The following is a 19,817-nucleotide window of genomic DNA, read 5'->3' as shown; positions in this document are numbered from 1 at the left end:
CCCGTTAATACCTGAAAGTTATGAATGACAAGATACATAAAGCATTAGGCATATTTTTGGATGCCATGCGTCCATTTGTGGTAAGTTTCTTACAGCAACATTTCCCTAATGAACCATGGGAAGGATTGTTTTTTGCCAGATTAAAACCGGCAAGACAAACTACTTGGAACCAAGCCATGAGAGCACAAGGCGAAAACCAATCGTGCATGTATTTCATTGACTACAACAACTTGCCGGATTTCGCCATTGGATTCAAACGGGAATTAGGATTGGAATTTGAAAATCTCGACAAAGCCAACAAGTTCATCAGCTATTTGCAAGAACTAAAGGACATCCGTAACAAGTGTAACCATTACCAAGCCTTGGACAACGAAGAGATAGAAGGTGCCTATCTCTACATCAAACAAGCCGCCAAGTTAATGAAGATGGACGAACTGGTGACGGAGATAGATAACATCAAGGGACAGACACAAACGATAGTCCAACCAACCGCGACTATACCTCAACCTGTCACCAACATACAGGTAAATGCATTGCGTGAGGATGCACCTATCCCAGCCTGGTTTACCAACGTATATCCTCACTATGATATTCGTAACAGTGCTTTGGATGAATCGGTATTTGCAGCAAACCTGAGCGAAGTGGCCTTGGGAATCGGTCAGGAAGTCTATAGCAATCCTACTATGTTCTTTGAAAAGACTTACGTTACAGCCGGACTTCGCGATATTGCAAACCGGGTTATTCGCGCTTTGAATGGTGAAGAAAGTGAAAACCGGGTTGTATCACTCCAAACGGGTTTTGGTGGTGGTAAGACACATACCTTGATTTCACTCTTTCATATAGCCAATGCAGGACGTTCATTGCTGAATTCGGCCTATACTGCCAATTTGTTGCAAGAGGGTGTAGTTCCCAATTTTGATAACGCCAAGGTTGCTGTATTCACGAACAATACAACCGACGTAGTACAAGGGCGCACTACCAACGAAGGTATCACCATCTATACCCTATGGGGAGAACTCGCCTATCAGTTGGGAGGAGTGGAAGGATATAATAAGGTACGTGCCAATGATGAAAGCAGGACGGCTCCGACATCTTCCATTTTCAAACCTATCCTAGAACAGCATACTCCTTCGCTGATATTGGTGGATGAGCTGGCCGACTATTGCAACAAAGCCAATGGAACGATTGTGGGCAAAGGAACACTTTATACACAGACTGTAAGTTTCTTGCAGACATTGACCGAATCGGTTGCAGCAGTTCCCAAATGTGTATTAATAGCAACCCTGCCAGCCAGTGCAACTGAAGTGGCATCATCAGAAATCGGACAACAAATTCTTTCGTCCCTTGAAAACCGCATTGTACGTGTGGGTACTGGTATAAAACCTGTAGATGACGAAGAAATCTTTGAAGTGGTTCGCCGTCGCCTATTTGAAAACGTTGGTAATCCAGAGGTGATAGAACAGGTATTGACACGATATAAGAATACGTATCATAACAGACGTTCGGACTTACCAGTCGAAGCAGACCGCACGGATTACATCAACAAAATGCGCAAGGCATACCCGTTCCATCCCGAACTGATAGATATGTTCCGCTTGAAATGGGGTAACGACTCGCGCTTCCAACGAACTCGTGGTGTGTTGCGCTTGTTGGCGTCTATCATCAAAGACCTTTGGAATCGCAGAGGTTCATTGAGTGGTTCACAAGCATTGATACATACTTCTGATGTCAACTTGACCAATCTGCCTACATTGACGAGTACAATTACCAGCTTGATGGGAAGCCAGTGGGAAACGGTGATGCATGCTGATATCATCGGAACATCAAGCAATGCGTATAAAATTGACAATGAAGATCCACAAAGCAATACTTTCAAATACAATTTAGCACAAGGTATCGCAACAACACTATTAATGGGCAGCATCGGTGGCTCACAAAGCAAAGGATTAAGCATCGAACAATTAAAACTTTGTATGCTTCGTCCATCAGCATTCCAGCATAGTGAAATTAATAATGCACTCAACAAATTGGAGCGAGTCGCTTATTATTTATATGCCACAAACGTTGGCACTAAGAGCTATTGGTTCCAAGCCAAGCCTAACATTAATATATTAATTAATAGTGCCAAGTCAGAAGTTTCTGCCAACGATGTAAAGGCCGAAATACTGAAACGCTTGAATAGCCAAATCAATGGAAACAGTCAACTTCGAGTATTGATAAATCCGTCCAGTGATGTTCCTGAACAGAAGACGTTGACATTGGTCATATTGAGTCCTGACTATGCCACACAAGCGACTTCCATCAGCAAGAAGGTTGAAAACCATGTAGAGCAGATAGCTACGAAGAAAGGTACAAGTCAACGTATTTTCCGCAACACCATTTTCTATTTGACTTGTTCGGAAAGCCAACTTGGATTGTTGCAATCCAAGCTGACAGAGTATTTGGCTTGTGAACGGGTGCAACACGAATACAGTGGTCAGTTGGATACAGATCAGAAACGGGACATTGCAGATAAGAAGAACGAAGCCAATGCACAAGCCAATGCACAGCTCATCTCTGTCTATAACATAGCCATGCGCTACTCAGTGACAGACGGATTGGAAGCTGTTGAATTGCGTGACTTTGCTCGCGATATGCAAACGCAAATCACTGAAAAATTGCTGGATGCCATTATTGAAGAAGAATGGCTGATACGTTCTATAGGTATAGGAACACTGAAAACGAATCGTCTGTATCCGACTATCGACAGCCCAATCAATGTAACAGCATTGTACGAAGCATTCCTGCAATACGATGATAAACCAATGATAACAAGTCGTGATGCTGTTGTCAACACGATTCAAAAGTATTGTTACAATGGGGAATTCAACGTAGCATTCGGTGAAGAAGGAAACTATTCACGCATCTATCATCGTGAAGATGTCTTTGGATTGAATATTGAAGACCGTCAATATTGGTTGGTGGATAAATCCGTTATGCCTAAGCATGAAGAATTATCTAACACTGAGGCTGACACTTCTACGGGTAGTGAAATACCCGCAACTGATACTGCGGAAGGACAATCAGGCGAGACGCCAGTTCCTATTGTTCGCAAGTTCAAATCTATCAAAGTTTCCGGTAAAGTACCTGTTGAGCAATGGACGCAGCTATTCTCTAGTTTTGTTGTTCCATTAAGCCAAAATAATTTGGAAATAGAAGTTTCATTTAAAGCAAAATCAACTTCATCCAAACCGCTCGATGAATCTGCACAGATTTATAAAGTAGTGAAGGAATCTGCCCAACAATTGGGGTTGAAGTTGGAGGAGGAATAAAAACGTTAATAAAATGAGCGAACTATTGTCTAAAATATCGTCTTATAATTTATACAATTATCTTCTTGTAGGTTTTGTATACAATATGTTATTATGCCATTATACCCAACTTGGATATGTGGACGAGAGTATTTTAAAGACTCTCATTGTGTGCTATGTGATGGGATTATTTATTGCCAAATTAGCATCTCTTTTTTTGGAACCACTTCTTATTCGGCTTCATTGGAATAATAAGAAGTTCTTAAAATGGAGAAATAAAAATGAATATTTGGAAGCATCATTTAAAGATGCAAAAATACCTATTCTTTTGGAGGAAGCTAATGTTTGTAGAAATATTGCTATGGCCATATTCGTGTTTTTCATATGTCTCTTATATGATAAATACGTTTCAATATATATATCTATGATAGTTGCAGAATGTTTGTTTTATGTCATAGCTTTTTTCATTTGTATTTTTTCCTATAAAAAGAAAATTCGACAAATTAGTGACCGAATAGATAAAAGCCGCTCTGCATAGTTTAGAGCGGCTTTACAAATTACGATAAAAAACGATTTATAACATCAGTTATATCAGTTAGCACCTCAACATCACCATTCTCGTTTATGTAAATATGACCATTACTAGTCTTTCTTTGATAAACAGGTTTATCTTTAGTAGATAGATTATTGTTACCTTTACAATATTCAGAAGTACTATAGCGACTATCAACTGTTCTTACATCATCGCTTGACAGAGACTTTTCGGGGATGATATTCAATTTATTTGTTTTTCCATCCTTCATCGATGAAAACAAATCAACAGAAAAGGATGATTTCAAACCATGATGAGGGCAAATAAGAAAATCTACTCCATTTGCTAACTCTGTTCTAATGGATTCTGCATAAGAATTTCTTATGGATGTTTTTTTATTAAGAAATTCACCCATTGCCAACTTCTGCAAATCTCCAGGTAAGAAAACACGATAATTCCCGAATGACAAGAAGGATACTATACTTACGTTATTTGTATAACTCTCATTGAGAAGTTCTGAGTTGTTTTCAACATCTAATGGCCATAAATAACCTATTTTAAGATGTTCACTATCAAAACTTCTTAACGGTAAATTTCTTCCTATCTTCATTCGTTTTAAATATTTCACATCAGGATCGTCAGGAGTTGTAATTTTTCTCCAATTAATATTTTGAGGATTTCCATTCGGTGATTTAGAATTGGGCGTTGTCAACAAATGTGCATAAAAATTTTTATCAAATTCCTGTATATCAGAAATATGATCTTTGTGTGGATGACTAACAATTAATTGACTAATACCATATCTATTATTTCTATTTTTCAATCTATGCTCTCCTCTTTTTTCATATAAAGGTAAAAGAAAATCATTAACTGGTGAAAAGTTATTTCCTTTCCCAATATCAAATACTATTCGAGTTGTTTGATGTTCCGCATAAACACAAAGTGCGCTTCCGACATTAAATACTACTAATTTCATATATTTACCCTCTTGGTGGAAACGGATCATTGCCATAAGAATCCTTTTGGCGAATACGACCATCTTTTCCATGAATTACTAACTCTGATTGCATATTCCGTGCAATCGTACGGGCTACAACCATAGCTTCTCTCTGAGTATCGGTAACCTTTGTATATCGAGAATTACCCTCCCCTTTCACTCCCCATTTAGTACCAACGGGGACAACATGCTGATTTTTCTTTATCATAAGAAAACTTTTAGCATTAATAAATTGTTAATGAAATACGGCGACAAGAACTTGCCGGAGGGTTGTAGATAGGCAACAAAGGAGGCTGAAATTTGTAAAAACCAAATAAAAGCCTTACCTTTGCAGCGTATTTGTAAGAACGACAGGTGACTATTCTGTCGGAAAATATTACAACCATATTAAATTTTCTGGAAGGAGAGGTTACTTGGCGGTGCTTTCTCCTTCTTTTTTATAGTCACAGTACTACTATTTCATCGGCCTAATCTATATTTACGTTCAACAATGTTTCAAGTTCACTCAATGCTGATTTGCGGCATTTGCGGATTGGTGTAAAATCCATTTCTCCAACAAATCCTTTTATACTTATGCCTTTCAAGTAAACTTTGTTAGCCCGTTTGAACAGAGTTTGGATTTTGTTAAAGGCATTATCACCTGATAACTTTGGAACTTCATTCAGTTTCAAATATCTGGAAAGTCCTGCTATGTCATCCAAAATCCAGTCCTCTATCATACGTTCCACTTTAATCTGGCAGAAGTTCTGTATCTTCAATGCTTTTACTTCACGTTCCACCTTCTTCCAATCAACGATGGGGCGTTCTGCAAATTCAAAGACATCGGTGTCGTAGCTGCAACAAACTGCTTTCACTTCCATACCTTTCTTGCGAGCCTTAGGACAAATCTCATTTTTAAGCTTGCCTATAACCTTGCTTGTATATCGGGACACACCTTTTAAATTCTTCACTTCACATGAATGAACGGGAGTAGAAGAATGATTCCGATAGTATTCCAACAGGCCTTCGAAGAATATCTGGTCCGTGTCTCCTTCGACGAATATAACTATATGTGATTTTGATTGTCCTTTTCCCATTACTTGAAATATTCGTTAATCAACTCATCGTTACAATCCATGTCAAGTAACATCTCAAACATATATTCACCCACAGAGACTTCTTCCGCTGATGCATTCTTCAATACCTTGGCTACCTTATTGGGTTTGAGGCTTCGAAAATCGGCAACCCCCAATTCGGTAGGAATACCAAATTTCATCTTAGTCGGCTCCAAATACTTAATCAAATAAGGTGAATGGCTTGTAATCAGCACTTTGGTATCGCCCGCTAATTGCACAATTGCCGTTAACAGGTTCTGCAATAGTCTTGGATGTACGGAATTCTCCAACTCTTCCAACAAAAGCAATGGAATCTTATTTATTTCCGCAGCTATCACCAAAGTTAGGATAAAGAATATTTTCTTTGACCCTGAAGAAATGCGACTGATGGAAGTATATTGGTTATTGTATCTTTCCTTTACACGAACATCGTAAAAGGTTTCCGGTAAACGGAAAGGCAAATCTTTCGTTTCCTCCTCTTCTACATCTTTACGTAAATCTATTTGTACAGGTTCAAAATCCTCAATTGTTACCAATAGTCCCGTTACTACATCTTTCAGTAATTCGTATTTATTGGGAGCAAGTTTTTTCAAACTATTTAGATAATAGCCAACTTTGGACTCACGAGGATAATCCAAACTTAACTCATTCACATCATCGTCCGGTGCTATCATGTTAAACAAGCTATCCGGATGTTGCAAAGTGCCTATTTCCCGAACATCCAATCTGTTCAATTGACGAATAGAGTCAATATAGAAAAGGTCATCAAAATTAGCCAATTTATTTAATGCCAATATATTGTTATCGACAAGAAGTTGTTTGGAACAACGGCCAGTTGGTGAAGCCAAATAATAAGCAACATTCGTATCTTCACGATTGATATAACTTCTGAACTTCAAGTCATCATCTGATTTCATTCTTAAGTATTCACCTATAATTCTGGCGCCATCATCTTTTGAGGTCTTCCACCACTCAAAAGAATAGCCGTAAACAAAGCTGAATGTTTTCTCTCCATTAGAAAATTCTCCTTCCAATTCAAAAGAAAACGGAGTACCTTCCAAAGCTGTATTAATGGGTATGAGAGAACGATTGCGCATCAATGATAACTTTCTCTTTAAAGAAGCCTCCATAAAAAAGACACCGAAATCAATGGCACGAAGCACATTACTTTTGCCATAATTGTTAGGCGCAATCAATGCACTTAAATCATCCAAAGATATTTCGACATCCTTCAGATTGAAAATACCCGAAATTTTTATTTTATTGAGTTTCATGCTTCACTTATTTTAAGTTTGTGCAAAGATAGATATATTTTTCAACACAACAAATAATATGGTAAATTTCTTTTCGTTTTTTATTTTATTTAGAGCTAATCACAAAATATCTGCCTTTTTCAAGAAACATTTCTTTGCGTAATAACACACATCGATTTTACATGAAAAGATTTCAGAACTTGAATATAGAACGGATGGTTTACTTGTTTAGATTACATTCAAACGACCTAATGCATCTGCTAACTTAGTCACCAACTTAGGCACTAACTCAGACACCAACTTAGACACTACCCAGAAAACTACCCAGAAACTTTCCAAGATGCAGAAAGATATTTTGGCTTACTTGGCGATAAATCCTGCTGCATCTCGTAAAGATTTGGCCTTACATATAGATAATTCAACAGAGGATGGTATCAAGTATAATCTTGATCGCTTAAAGAAATTAGGACTTATACAACGTGAGGGTGCTGCCAAAGGTGGACATTGGAAAATTGTAAATGGTAATGAGTGATTGCTGAAAATAAGCAAGATTAAAAAAGGTCACAAAAAAAGGTCACAGTGATGACCTTTTTTATGACCTTCTTTTCGATGTTTATAGATGGTTTGTCTACATAATCCTCTACTCAGCTTGCTGATTCCAGTGTACACTCCACCCGTGTGATTTATCACTTCGGGGAATTAGGCTACCCAACTATGTTTTTGTGTGGATAACGGGCAAGCCCGAACGTAGAAATGGGATGGAAAAAGAGATACCGCATTGACCTCTCGTTTCAGGTGGTGCAATGCGGCTTTTCTTACGCTTAATAGGAAGTGTTATCCCCAAATATGGAAAAGCTTTTTGTCAAGATTACGGGTGACGAACTCCATGGGAAGCTTGGCATAGAGTTCGGTTGTTCTGATGGAAGAATGTCCCATCATTACCTGCAAAACTTCCTTAGGGATTCCTTCGCCTAAACTGATGGTACAGGCAAAGGTGTGGCGGGCCACATGGGTGGTCAAAAGAAAACTGCAACCGAGAGCCAAACCGACACCTTTCAGGAATTGGTTGTACTTTTGGTTGGAAGTGATGTGAAGTTTGTAGTCGTTCCGTTCCAAAATCTTTTGGGTATAGGGAAGGATTGGGGTGATGAATTCCTCTCCTGTTTTCATTCGATGCCCATCAATGTAAGCATGCCCATCTACCGTGATGATGTGCTGGGTATAGTCGAACGACTTGGCATCGCTATACGCCATGCCCGTAAAAATTTGGAAGAGGAAGAAGTCAAGGTATTTATTGGCTACTCTGTCTGCAGACTCTTCACGAATGGCAATCAACCGTTTTATCTGGTCTTTGGTGAGATGTGGGCGTTTGCCCTTCTCACCACGTTTGTCTTGGAAGCGGTTGTATGGATTCTCTTTGATAAGCCCCAAACGGAAGGCTTCGCTGACGTAACTCTTGAATCGTTTGTGATAATTGTGGATGGCTGCCTGACTACGTTCAATGAGCTTGCCTGTAGATGTGTAAGTCTCTTCTTCACGAATGAACATATCAAATTCATAGATGTGAGTAAGGGTTACATCATCGAATGTCTTGAATTTGCCGAAACGCTGAAGGGCTTTATAAGTGGTCAAATGTCCCTTGCGCGTTCCTTCTCTCATTTTGCGGGATTGAATACGTTCGCGCATCCATGCCATGAAGTTGCGTCGGTTGCTGCCATCTGATGACAGATAGGTTTTGAATTGTTGGGTGGTCATATCGTCACCATTTACTTCCATAGCAATGATGATACGTTCAAACTCCGTTACCTTCTTTTGAATCTGTTCGTTGAAAATGGCTGCCTTGGGATGGTTGATTACCTTACCATCCAGCCATTGAGTGGCATTCAGAAAGATACCGATTGAAAAGTAGAAACGTTCACGACCCAGACAGACAACGATTTCTACGGCTGCACAAGTGGTATCACTTGCTTGTTTTCGTCTGTTGAAAACTGTTCGAACTCTATTGTTCATAGTGTAACACATTTGTGAGAAGTGTAACACAACTGCTGTAACACAAAAACCGTCCTAAAGTGGCTTTTTATGTCCAACGGTGTCACCTTTTCTCTTTTTTTTATTGGTGCCACACTCTAAGTGAAAAACCTGATTCTGATTTCTAACCCTTTGATAGTCAAAGGCGATGAGGAGTTTGGAAAAAGAAAGGGACTTTTTCAAGTCCCTTCTTTCAGTGATCCGCTTGGGGCTCGAACCCAAGACCCCAACATTAAAAGTGTTGTGCTCTACCTGCTGAGCTAGCGAATCAAACCTTATTGCTGTTAAGCGGGTGCAAAGATAGGGAGTTTTTTTGAAGAAACAAAGTTTTTTTCTCTTTTTTTCTTATCTTTGCACAGGAGTTTTCTTCCGTTGCCTATTATGGAGCGGAGTAGCTTGGATAGTTATACTTATTTAATATATACATATCATTCTATGGCAACAGTTGACGATAAGAAGATTATTTTTTCAATGGTAGGTCTGAACAAGACTATTCAGCAGAACAACAAGCAGGTGCTGAAGAACATTTATCTTTCGTTTTTTTATGGAGCGAAGATAGGTATTATCGGTCTGAACGGTTCGGGTAAATCTACCTTGCTGAAGATTATCGCCGGGTTGGATAAATCCTATCAGGGCGAAGTGGTGTTCTCACCCGGATATTCCGTCGGGTATCTGGCACAGGAGCCCTATTTGGATCCTGCCAAAACTGTGAAGGAAGTGGTGATGGAAGGTGTTCAGCCCATTGTTGATGCGCTGACAGAGTATGAGGAAATCAACCAGAAGTTCGGCTTGCCCGAGTATTACGAGGATCAGGAGAAGATGGACAAGCTCTTTGCTCGCCAGGCGGAACTGCAGGATATCATCGATGCGACAGATGCGTGGAACTTGGACAGCAAGCTGGAGCGTGCCATGGACGCCTTGCGCTGCCCGCCCGAAGACCAGTCGGTGGAACATCTGTCAGGAGGCGAACGTCGTCGTGTGGCTCTCTGCCGTCTGCTTCTGCAGAAGCCGGACATCCTGTTGCTGGACGAGCCGACCAACCACCTCGATGCCGAGTCTATCGACTGGCTGGAGCAACACTTGCAGCAGTACGAGGGTACGGTGATTGCCGTGACGCACGACCGCTACTTCCTCGACCACGTGGCCGGATGGATTTTGGAACTCGACCGTGGTGAAGGTATTCCTTGGAAGGGCAACTACTCCAGCTGGTTGGAACAGAAAACCAAACGCATGGAAATGGAAGAGAAGACGGCCAGCAAGCGCCGCAAGACGCTGGAGCGCGAGTTGGAATGGGTGCGTATGGCGCCCAAGGCCCGTCAGGCTAAGGGTAAAGCCCGTTTGAATTCTTACGATAAATTGCTGAACGAGGATGTGAAGGAGAAGGAAGAAAAGCTGGAAATCTTCATCCCAAACGGTCCGCGACTGGGTAATAAGGTTATTGAGGCCAAGCACGTGGCCAAGGCCTTTGGCGATAAACTGCTCTTCGACGATCTCAACTTCATGCTTCCACCTAATGGCATTGTGGGTATCATAGGTCCGAACGGTGCAGGTAAGACTACGCTCTTCCGCCTTATCATGGGATTGGAGAAGCCAGACAAGGGCGAATTCGAGGTAGGCGAGACCGTGAAGGTAGCCTACGTGGATCAGCAGCACAAGGATATCGATCCCAACAAGAGTGTTTATCAGGTTATTTCGGGTGGTAACGAGCTGATCCGCATGGGTGGTCGCGATATCAATGCCCGTGCCTACCTCTCTCGTTTCAACTTCTCGGGAGCCGATCAGGAAAAGCTTTGTGGTGTGCTCTCTGGTGGTGAACGTAACCGTCTGCATCTGGCTATGGCACTGAAGGAAGAAGGTAATGTGTTGCTTCTCGACGAGCCCACCAATGATATCGATGTCAACACCCTTCGTGCGCTCGAAGAAGGTTTGGAGGACTTTGCCGGCTGTGCCGTGGTCATCAGTCACGACCGTTGGTTCCTCGACCGTATCTGTACGCATATCCTGGCCTTTGAAGGCGATTCGAATGTGTTCTTCTTCGAAGGTTCCTATTCGGAGTACGAGGAGAATAAGCAGAAGCGCCTTGGTAAGGAAGAACCTAAGCGCGTGCGCTATCGTAAGCTGATGGAAGACTGATTATAATCGTCTGTTTGCAGTATTATATTCGAATTTGAATGGCACGAAGCCCTGATAAATAGATTTTCTATTTGGGGGTTCGTGCCGTTTCGTTTTTAGTTGTAGATGTTTGTAGCCATGTTTCTTTAAAAAAGTCTTTCTCTTCTTGAAAAAATGTAGTGTAGATGTAATATTTATATGGATTATATTCATTATATTTGCAGGAAGAAACATAAATTAATGTTTAATTAACATGATCTATTAACTAAAAACGGAATTATGAAAAGAAATCTAATTCATTTCCTGTTGATTGCAGTAATGTCTGTGTGCAGTATGTCTGCTTTTGCTCAGACCACTACAGTGAAAGGTCAGCTTGTAGACTCTGAGACAGGCGAGCCGTTGGTTGGTGCTGCCGTTATGGTAGAAGGTACCACGCAAGGTTCAGTGACCGACATTGACGGTTATTTCAAGCAAGCGGTTGCTCCCAATGCGACTTTGGTTTTCAAGTATGTGGGTTACAAGGACCTGAAACAGAAAGTTACTCGTAAGGGTGCTTCTGTAGATTTGGGCGTTATCAAGATGGAGCCGGATGCTGTGATGCTAAACGATGTGGTTATCACTTCATCTGTAGCTATTGCCCGCAAGACTCCAGTAGCTGTGTCGACGGTGACTCCAGCCTTTATCGAAGAACGTTTAGGTACACAAGAGTTTCCGGAAATATTGAAAACGACACCGGGTGTCTATGCTACAAAAAAAGGAGGTGCTTTTGGTGACTCAGAATTAAGAATGCGTGGTTTCAAGAGCGAGAACGTTGCCGTGCTTATTAATGGTGTTCCCATGAATGATATGGAATGGGGTGGTTTATATTGGTCTAACTGGGCTGGTTTGTCTGATGTGACTCGTAGTACGCAGACTCAGCGTGGTTTAGGTGCTTCTAAAGTTTCTGCTCCTTCTGTCGGTGGTTCTATTAATATTGTAACAAAAGGTGCTGATGCTGAAAAAGGTGGTACGGTTTCATACGCGATGGGTAATAACGGTTACAATAAGATGTTGTTCTCTCTTTCTACGGGTATGAGTAAATCGGGCTGGGCTTTGACTTTGCTGGGTGCCAAGACTTGGGGTGACGGATATGTTCAGAGCACCGATTTTGAAGCTTATAACTGGTTCGTTAATTTGACCAAACGTTTCAATGAAAATCATCAGTTGAGTTTGACAGCTTTTGGAGCTCCACAATGGCATAATCAGCGAAACAATGCGAATGGTTTGACTATTAGTGGTTGGCAGCAAGTGAAACAATATGTTGAAGATCCTGAAGATATTTATCAATACAACCCTTCTTTTGGATATAGAAAAAATGGAGTAGCTTTTAATCAGAACCAAAACAAATATAATAAACCTCAGATTTCATTAAATCACCAATGGCAGATTGACCATAAGTCTTCTTTGAGTACTGTAGCTTATGTGTCTATTGGCCGTGGTTACGGTACGAGTGGTCAAGCTAATACAGAGCTTGGTGCAAGTCGTTCAGATTGGTACGCCGCCAATAAAGGTATTTTGTCTACCAAATTCCGTAATGCGGATGGCACGTTTGCGTACGATCAGATGGAAGAATTGAATGAACAAAGCATGAATGGTTCATTGTATGCGATGTCTATCTCTAAGAATTATCATAATTGGTATGGCTTAGTTTCTACATATACAACTAAATTTGGTGAATATGTTGATTTTTATGGTGGAGTTGACTTCCGTTACTATAAAGGTACTCACACAAACGAAATCAGCGATTTGTTTGGTGGTAAGTTCTTTATGGATGTAGACTCTCGTGAGAGTGTGAAGGTTGCGAATAATGCTGCTGCTTCAGATCCTAATTTCGTTCATCAGAAGCTGACGGTCGGTGATGTTGTTTATCGCGATTATGATGGATATACGGTGTCAGAAGGTGCTTTTGCGCAGGCTGAATACAACCGCGACAAACTAAGTGCCTTTGTTGCCGGTTCTCTTTCAAATACAACATATTGGCGTTATGACCGTTTCTATTATGATGCAGCTCATGCCAAGTCTGAAAAGGTGAACTTCCTTGGTTACACAGCTAAGGGTGGTGCCAATTTTAACATAACCGACAATCATAATGTATTTGCAAATATTGGTTATATTAGTCGTGCTCCTTATTTCTCTTATGGAGCTTTCCTTTCGGCAGCAACAAGTAATGCAACAAACCCGGATGCTGTAAATGAAAAGATCTTCTCGGCAGAACTTGGTTATGGTTATCGTTCTCGTTTTATGGCAGTGAATTTGAATGCTTATTACACACGTTGGATGGATAAGACAATGACCAAAGGTGGTGATATTGTGAAGAACAATGAAGTTGTGGATCGTTATAGTATTAATATGCAGGGTGTGGATGCACGTCATATGGGTGTAGAACTTGACTTGACTGCAAATCCTACTCGCTGGTTGGATATCAATGGAATGTTCTCTTTGGGTGATTGGCAATGGGATAGTAATTCTACCGGTTACTATTATAATAGCTTGGGACAACCGTTGAAGAACCTTCAAGGTGATTTAGCTTCAGGTATTCAGGCTGAAGATCATGCTAAGTCTACTGTAAACTTAAAAGGTGTAAAGGTCGGTGGTTCTGCTCAGTTGACTGCAGCATTGGGAGCCCAAGTTCATTTCTCTGGGTTTCGTGGTGGTTTGACTTATACATGGTTTGCAAAGAACTATTCTGATTATGATTTGGATGGAAGTATGTTGTCTCCAAGTGGCAATGTTACAGTAAATCAGCCGTGGGAAATACCGTCAGGTGGACAATTGGATTTGAACGCAAGTTACACTTTCCCCTTGGGTAAATGTAAGGCTACTTTATATGGTAACGTGGAAAATGTGTTCAATCAGCGTTATATTGTTGACGCTACTGATGGTGGTACTGGTAAATGGGAAAATGCATATGAAGTCTTTTATGCATTTGGCAGAACCTATTCTTTGAGATTGAAAGTTGCTTTCTAATCGTATTAAACGTTTAATAGTTGAAATATGAAAAAGAATTTATTATATACATTGTGTGCTTCTCTGTTATTTTTTACAGGTTGCGACTATAATGAAGATAACTTTGAGGGATTTGATGATAATCCTATCGGAAATGTTACTCAATATGAAGGAGAGTTTACTGGTACCTATCCGTCAGATGGCTATTTTCTGACTGATGATGCAGGTAAAGCTGAGTTAACTTCTGCTTTGAATACCATGCTGTCAGAATTGTTTTACAGTTCAGACAAAGGCTCTGCTGCTAAAATATCAGTGCTTTGTGGTACTGTTACTCCTGGTTTTGAAAGTGCTGACGTGAATTATACGTTGACAAACGATGATTATGATAGTATGGGAACTGGAGACGGTGAACCCGGAAAGTATAATAATTTTGATTCGGGAATGGATGTTGATGCTTATCTTCGTGCGTTTTTGGATGGGAAATATGCTGATATGACTGTTGGGAAAACTATTTCTGTTACGTATAAATATTATTCTGGCAGTACAACTAATCAAACGAAATCTTATAAACGCGTAGAGAATGGTTGGGAATCTGTTGAAATTGCTTCGTTTGTAGCTGATAAGGAATACACCTTGGCTAAGGAAGATTATGACAGTATGGGAACAGAAAGTGGACAACCTGGAAAGTATGACAATTTTGATGCGAATATGGATGTTGACTTTTATCTTCCGATATTCTTGAAAGAGAATTTCCCGTATTGGGCAGCTGAAGGAACAACATGCAAAGTTACATATAAATTTTATAGTGGAGGTACGTCAGATAAAGATGCTTTCTATAAATTTAATGGAACAATTTGGGCGCCTTATAATCCGTATGAAGATGTTGTAACTGTTGAAACAAAGATTGCAGAAATGACCTTTGACGGTTCTGTTTGGGTATTGGATCGTTTGGTTGGCGGTAGTTTGACCTTGAACTTCGAACAGGGTGATTATGAAGCTTTGCTTCAGTGGTCATTAGAGAATAAGCCGGAATATAAGAGTACACAGTATGATACAGAGGAATACTATTTTGGTGTTTCTACATATTATCCTAACATTAACAATGCGTATAATACTTGGAGAAAGTATTATAATGTTGGTGGTGAATATGACGGTTTAACTGATGAACAATTACAAGCTATTATGGATGAGCGTTTGGCATTTGGTATTGCCGAGATTGTTTTGCCAAGACGCGTAGAAGTTCCTAATTCAGGCTTGAGTTATATTGTGGTTTATACTGTATATCAAGGCCGCGGTGCTGGTGATTATGCGATGTCTTTTACATATGATGATGAAACAGCTAAGTATGTATGGACAGGTACTGTAGTTGCTCAATAAAATTGCGATTGTTTTAATCTGAGAAGAAAGGGTGACGTAACTCGTCACCCTTTCTTGGCTTTAATTTGAATTATGCTTATGAAAAAATATTGGAAAATACTGTTTCTGTTTGTATGTTTGACTGTCGTTTCATGTGGTAGAGATGATAGTGGGAGTATTCTTCCAGAACCAGAAGTTCCTGAGCCGGAACAGCCTGAAGATCCAGAACAGCCGGTAAAACCTGAGATTGAACTGACGGAAGAGGGTTCCTTGACTTATGTAATGAAAGGTTATGAGACCGAGGCAACTGATGGAGGAGCTTTACAACCGGAAGGTTTTCCTGTTGCAATCGGTATAAAGGATAAGAGTTTGCAAGGAACTTCATGTGTATTTGCCTCGTCAGCTGCCCGGAAATTGGTGGATATGCCTAATTATGATACGATGCATGATTGGAAAAATACATTATCGATCGTAGAGGGTACGACGTGTTGGATACGTTATACAACTGATGCGGAGTATCGTTATTTGAAACTTCGGATTGCTTATATTTCTGGAGATGAAGTTGGAGTAGAGTATAAAGTTTCAGATGTTATTGAGAGACTGGGAGCTGAGGATATTGAACAGACGTTGGAAGGGAGCTCTGCTTTTTTGTTTACGTCAGATGTGTCTCAGTTGAGTATTCAAACCATTTCGTCTCCAATTATAAAGATGGACAATTTTCTTTCTGGTGAAAATTATTCATTTGCTGTTTGTGAAGGAGTTAGCAGTTTATCGGCTATGCCTGCATGGGAGAGTATGTCTGGTTGGGATTCTAAAGCTGAGTTGAAGGATGGAGCTGTATATTGGGTATCTTATACTCTTCCAACTTCCCGTACTTTCCTGAGATTAAGGATTGCTTTTGTGGATATGGATAAAGTCGGTGTCGAATATAAATTAGATATTCAGGAAGAGATTCAAAATGCCAATGCTAATGATCCGATAGAAGGAAAATCGTTTGTGACAGATTATTCCATGCCCTATTTGAATCCTGAGAACTATTATGTGGAGCATACGGTAACTTATGGAGGCAAGAGGATCTTGAATTATGCTTATGAATGGGTAGAGAGCAAGAAACATACAGCGTGGGTTGCTTTCAGCTTTGATGAAACGACTTCACAGAAGAATGTGAGCCGTTCGGATGCATGGGCCACAGACTTGGAACTGCCAGGAGGCTGGTGTCCCGAAGAAAGCAACCACAAAAGTGACGGGTTCGACAAAGGACATTTGTGTGCATCTGAAGATCGTGTATATTCGAAGGAAGCTAATGAGCAGACTTTCTTTTATAGTAATATGAGTCCACAGATGAGTTCGTTTAATGGCGGATTTTGGGCTTCATTCGAGATTCTTGTGCAGAAATGGGCACGTTCGGGAGAATACGATAAGGTTTATGTAGTGAAAGGGGGGACAGTGGATCAACTGCTTGTGAACTTTACGGGTACACGCAGGGGAAATGATGGTGTGCTCCCTCAGACCGATGCCAATGGCTTTACTAAAAAAGGATTGGCTTGTCCAAAATACTATTTTATGGCCATTCTTAGTGAAAAAGGAGGTGAATACCATGCTGTAGGTTTTTGGATGGAACACCGTGATGACTATGGTTATGAATATAATAACTTTGCTCCTTCGGATGTTATGAAGGGATATGCCCTTAGCATCGACGATTTGGAAAAGAATACAGGTCTTGATTTCTTCTGTAACCTACCTGACAATGTGGAGAATGTTGTCGAAAGTATATGGAAGGAAGCAGACTGGGCTTGGTAATAGAAACAATTGTATTTATTGAAATACCCTGGCATTCTTGAATAAGAAAGGATGCCAGGGATTATTATTTTATACAATTGCTTATTTGTTTACTACATTAATGGGATTGCCTGCCTGATAAGCTTTCAGATTGTCCAGCGCAATTTGCATCAGGCGTTGGCGGGCAGCTGTACTTGCCCAGGCAATGTGCGGGGTGATATAACAGTTGCGAGCGGTGAGCAGCGGATTGTAGGCACGAGGAGGTTCTTGTGAAAGGACATCCACTCCAGCAGCATAGATACGTCCGCTGTTCAGTGCGTCGGCCAGATCTTGCTCGTTGATTAGCGGACCGCGACCCGTATTGATGAGGATCGCATTGGGTTTCATCAGGCTGAGGCGGCGGACATTGACCATTTCACGGGTCTGCTCGGTGAGAGGACAGTGCAGGCTGACGATGTCACATTCGGCAAACAGTTCATCCAATTCCATCTTCTTGATTTCGGGTGGCAATTGGAAGTGTGATTTGGAGGTAAAGGCATGAACTTCCATACCAAAGCTGATGGCAATGCGGGCGGTCCGCATGCCGGTGTTGCCTAAGCCGACAAGACCTATCTTTTTGCCGGCCAGTTCGATGAGCGGTGTGTCCCAGAAACAGAAGTCGGGACTATTGGTCCAGCGGCCTTTGTGCACTTCTTCCGAGTGATGTTGTACCTGTTGGGCGATATTCAACAGATGGGCAAAGACCATTTGAGCGACAGAGTCGGTGCTGTAAGCGGGAATGTTGGTGACGATGATGCCGCGTTCTTTGGCAGCTGCCGTATCAACGATGTTGTATCCGGTAGCCATGACACCGATGTATTTCAACCGGGGCAGGGCAGCCATGTGTTCACCTGTTATGACGACTTTATTCGTCAGGAGTATGTCGGCCTCTTTGGCACGTTCCAATAGTTCCGAGGGAGCAGTGCGGTCGTAGACAGTGCATTCGCCCAAGGTTTTCATTTCATCCCAGGAGAGATCTCCGGGATTGGCGGCATAGCCGTCGAGTGCTACAATTTTCATATGATATTTTTTATATTTAACATAGGTATTCAATAAAATCTTTCAGCTTTATACTTAATAATTAAAAGCGTTCTTTTCCCCAAAGCGCCTGCATCCGTTCCTTATGTTTGGCTTCCGCTGCATTCTCCTGTGGATGCCAGATGCTGTGGTCTTTCAGTTCGTCGGGCAGGAACTGCTGGCGGACGAAGTGGCCCGGATAGTCGTGGGCGTACTTGTAGTCTTCGCCATAGCCCAACTGCTTCATCAGTTTGGTGGGGGCATTGCGCAGATGAAGGGGAACAGGCAGGTTGCCGGTCTGTCGAACCAGCTCCAGGGCGTCGTTGATGGCCATGTAGGCTGAGTTGCTCTTGGGGCTGGTGGCAAGATAAATGGTGGTTTCGGCCAAGGGAATACGGCCTTCGGGCCATCCTACCTTCATCACGGCGTCGAAGCAGGCGTTGGCCAAGAGCAGGGCGTTGGGGTTGGCCAGTCCGATGTCTTCCGAAGCGGAGATGACCAGGCGGCGAGCAATGAAAGCGGGGTCTTCGCCGCCTTCCACCATGCGGGCCAGCCAGTAGATGGCTCCGTCGGGGTCGCTGCCACGGATGGATTTGATAAAGGCGGAGATGATGTCGTAGTGCATCTCGCCGTCCTTGTCGTAAGCCAGCGGGTTTTGTTGCAGGCGTTCGGTCACCATGTCGTCGGTGATGACGACTGTGTCGTCTGTCTCCGACTCGACAACCAGTTCCAATATGTTGAGCAACTTACGGGCGTCTCCTCCGCTGTAGCGCAACATGGCGGTAGTTTCCTTCAGCTCGATGTGACGTTCACGCAGGATATGGTCGGTTGTCAGTGCCCGCTGAAGCAGTTCCAGCAGGTCTTCCTTTTCGAGAGACTTCAATACATAAATCTGGCAGCGCGACAGCAAAGGGCGGATGACTTCGAACGAGGGATTTTCTGTGGTGGCGCCGATCAGTGTCACGATGCCCTGTTCGACAGCACCCAGCAGCGAGTCCTGCTGCGACTTGCTGAAACGGTGGATTTCGTCAATGAAAAGGATGGGGTTGGCCTGGGAAAAGAACCGGTTGTTCTTGGCACGGTCGATCACGTCGCGCACGTCTTTCACACCGCTGGTCACGGCGCTCAGCGTATAGAACGGGGTTTCCAGCTTGTTGGCAATGATTTGTGCCAGCGTCGTTTTACCCACTCCCGGAGGTCCCCACAGGATGAAGGAGGAGATGCGTCCTGCATCGATCATCTTGCGGAGCACTGCTCCCGGTCCGACCAGATGTTTCTGGCCGATGTATTCGTCTAATGTCTTGGGCCGAAGCCTTTCTGCCAGTGGTTGCACGT

General features: G+C 42.0%; 13 protein-coding genes and 1 tRNA gene. 6 read left to right on the top strand and 8 right to left on the bottom strand.

Translation table 11 applies throughout. The annotated features are described in order from the left end of the window. The first annotated feature begins 20 nt into the window (after positions 1-20). Complete coding sequence (locus tag BQ8005_RS04390) at positions 21-3,311, top strand: ATP-binding protein (RefSeq protein ID WP_032953489.1); 3,291 nt, start codon at positions 21-23, stop codon at positions 3,309-3,311. A gap of 536 nt (positions 3,312-3,847) precedes the next feature. Here the strand turns inward: BQ8005_RS04390 and BQ8005_RS04380 are convergent. The 4 genes from BQ8005_RS04380 to BQ8005_RS04365 all read right to left on the bottom strand — a co-directional run bounded on the left by BQ8005_RS04380 (position 3,848) and on the right by BQ8005_RS04365 (position 7,187). Next, positions 3,848-4,798, bottom strand: coding sequence for a ComEC/Rec2 family competence protein (locus BQ8005_RS04380; RefSeq protein WP_081028108.1), 951 nt, complete (start codon positions 4,796-4,798; stop codon positions 3,848-3,850). Between the two features lie 4 nt (positions 4,799-4,802). After that, positions 4,803-5,027: a DUF2188 domain-containing protein gene (locus BQ8005_RS04375; RefSeq protein ID WP_227195500.1), complete on the bottom strand. Its 225-nt coding sequence runs from the start codon at positions 5,025-5,027 to the stop codon at positions 4,803-4,805. 259 nt (positions 5,028-5,286) lie between these two features. Then, positions 5,287-5,895 carry a hypothetical protein gene (locus tag BQ8005_RS04370; RefSeq protein WP_032953486.1) on the bottom strand — a complete coding sequence of 203 codons (609 nt, stop codon included), beginning with the start codon at positions 5,893-5,895 and terminating at the stop codon, positions 5,287-5,289. After that, positions 5,895-7,187 (bottom strand): AAA family ATPase, encoded by a 1,293-nt coding sequence (locus BQ8005_RS04365; protein ID WP_032953485.1) that lies wholly within the window; start codon positions 7,185-7,187, stop codon positions 5,895-5,897. The genes BQ8005_RS04370 and BQ8005_RS04365 overlap by 1 nt, the downstream gene beginning before the upstream one ends. Positions 7,188-7,506: 319 nt before the next feature. Between BQ8005_RS04365 and BQ8005_RS04360 the strand changes: the two genes are divergently transcribed. Next, entirely contained in the window at positions 7,507-7,698 is a 192-nt protein-coding gene (locus BQ8005_RS04360; protein WP_050505491.1) for a putative DNA binding domain-containing protein, read from the top strand. A gap of 302 nt (positions 7,699-8,000) precedes the next feature. Here the strand turns inward: BQ8005_RS04360 and BQ8005_RS04355 are convergent, their stop codons facing one another. Beyond that, positions 8,001-9,176, bottom strand: coding sequence for a site-specific integrase (locus BQ8005_RS04355; protein WP_075318934.1), 1,176 nt, complete (start codon positions 9,174-9,176; stop codon positions 8,001-8,003). A 215-nt stretch (positions 9,177-9,391) separates the two neighbouring features. Further along, positions 9,392-9,464 (bottom strand) — tRNA-Lys (locus BQ8005_RS04350). Between the two features lie 165 nt (positions 9,465-9,629). On the opposite strand from BQ8005_RS04350, the gene ettA reads away from it, so the two are divergent. The 4 genes from ettA (at position 9,630) to BQ8005_RS17625 (ending at position 17,447) form a co-directional block, all read left to right on the top strand. Then, positions 9,630-11,327, top strand: a complete 1,698-nt coding sequence (gene ettA / locus BQ8005_RS04345) for an energy-dependent translational throttle protein EttA (RefSeq protein ID WP_075317184.1) — start codon at positions 9,630-9,632, stop codon at positions 11,325-11,327. 258 nt (positions 11,328-11,585) lie between these two features. Next, complete coding sequence (locus BQ8005_RS04335; protein ID WP_075317182.1) at positions 11,586-14,312, top strand: TonB-dependent receptor; 2,727 nt, start codon at positions 11,586-11,588, stop codon at positions 14,310-14,312. Between the two features lie 27 nt (positions 14,313-14,339). Next, positions 14,340-15,668 carry a hypothetical protein gene (locus BQ8005_RS04330; protein WP_075317181.1) on the top strand — a complete coding sequence of 443 codons (1,329 nt, stop codon included), beginning with the start codon at positions 14,340-14,342 and terminating at the stop codon, positions 15,666-15,668. Between the two features lie 78 nt (positions 15,669-15,746). Beyond that, positions 15,747-17,447 (top strand): DNA/RNA non-specific endonuclease, encoded by a 1,701-nt coding sequence (locus tag BQ8005_RS17625; protein WP_234983995.1) that lies wholly within the window; start codon positions 15,747-15,749, stop codon positions 17,445-17,447. A gap of 81 nt (positions 17,448-17,528) precedes the next feature. Here BQ8005_RS17625 and BQ8005_RS04320 read toward each other — a convergent pair whose 3' ends face one another. Together BQ8005_RS04320 and BQ8005_RS04315 are read right to left on the bottom strand one after the other, a co-directional pair. Further along, on the bottom strand, positions 17,529-18,485 hold the full coding sequence (locus BQ8005_RS04320) for a D-2-hydroxyacid dehydrogenase (RefSeq protein WP_075317180.1): 957 nt from the start codon (positions 18,483-18,485) through the stop codon (positions 17,529-17,531). A gap of 61 nt (positions 18,486-18,546) precedes the next feature. Further along, positions 18,547-19,815 carry a replication-associated recombination protein A gene (locus BQ8005_RS04315; RefSeq protein WP_021847735.1) on the bottom strand — a complete coding sequence of 423 codons (1,269 nt, stop codon included), beginning with the start codon at positions 19,813-19,815 and terminating at the stop codon, positions 18,547-18,549. Positions 19,816-19,817 lie beyond the last annotated feature (2 nt).

Origin of the sequence: Bacteroides togonis (assembly GCF_900130135.1) — a bacterium.
Lineage (GTDB): Bacteria > Bacteroidota > Bacteroidia > Bacteroidales > Bacteroidaceae > Bacteroides > Bacteroides pullorum.
Note: the sequence above shows the minus strand (reverse complement) of the source record. Positions and strands in the feature narration are given on the sequence as shown.

Excerpts from the sequence above, each read along its gene's own strand:
- BQ8005_RS17625 (WP_234983995.1), top strand. The coding sequence starts at position 15,747 with ATGAAAAAATATTGGAAAATACTGTTTCTGTTTGTATGTTTGACTGTC.
- BQ8005_RS04365 (WP_032953485.1), bottom strand. The coding sequence starts at position 7,187 with ATGAAACTCAATAAAATAAAAATTTCGGGTATTTTCAATCTGAAGGAT.
- BQ8005_RS04375 (WP_227195500.1), bottom strand. The coding sequence starts at position 5,027 with ATGATAAAGAAAAATCAGCATGTTGTCCCCGTTGGTACTAAATGGGGA.
- BQ8005_RS04335 (WP_075317182.1), top strand. The coding sequence starts at position 11,586 with ATGAAAAGAAATCTAATTCATTTCCTGTTGATTGCAGTAATGTCTGTG.
- BQ8005_RS04390 (WP_032953489.1), top strand. The coding sequence starts at position 21 with ATGAATGACAAGATACATAAAGCATTAGGCATATTTTTGGATGCCATG.
- BQ8005_RS04355 (WP_075318934.1), bottom strand. The coding sequence starts at position 9,176 with ATGAACAATAGAGTTCGAACAGTTTTCAACAGACGAAAACAAGCAAGT.
- BQ8005_RS04320 (WP_075317180.1), bottom strand. The coding sequence starts at position 18,485 with ATGAAAATTGTAGCACTCGACGGCTATGCCGCCAATCCCGGAGATCTC.
- BQ8005_RS04360 (WP_050505491.1), top strand. The coding sequence starts at position 7,507 with ATGCAGAAAGATATTTTGGCTTACTTGGCGATAAATCCTGCTGCATCT.
- BQ8005_RS04370 (WP_032953486.1), bottom strand. The coding sequence starts at position 5,895 with ATGGGAAAAGGACAATCAAAATCACATATAGTTATATTCGTCGAAGGA.
- BQ8005_RS04380 (WP_081028108.1), bottom strand. The coding sequence starts at position 4,798 with ATGAAATTAGTAGTATTTAATGTCGGAAGCGCACTTTGTGTTTATGCG.
- BQ8005_RS04330 (WP_075317181.1), top strand. The coding sequence starts at position 14,340 with ATGAAAAAGAATTTATTATATACATTGTGTGCTTCTCTGTTATTTTTT.
- ettA (WP_075317184.1), top strand. The coding sequence starts at position 9,630 with ATGGCAACAGTTGACGATAAGAAGATTATTTTTTCAATGGTAGGTCTG.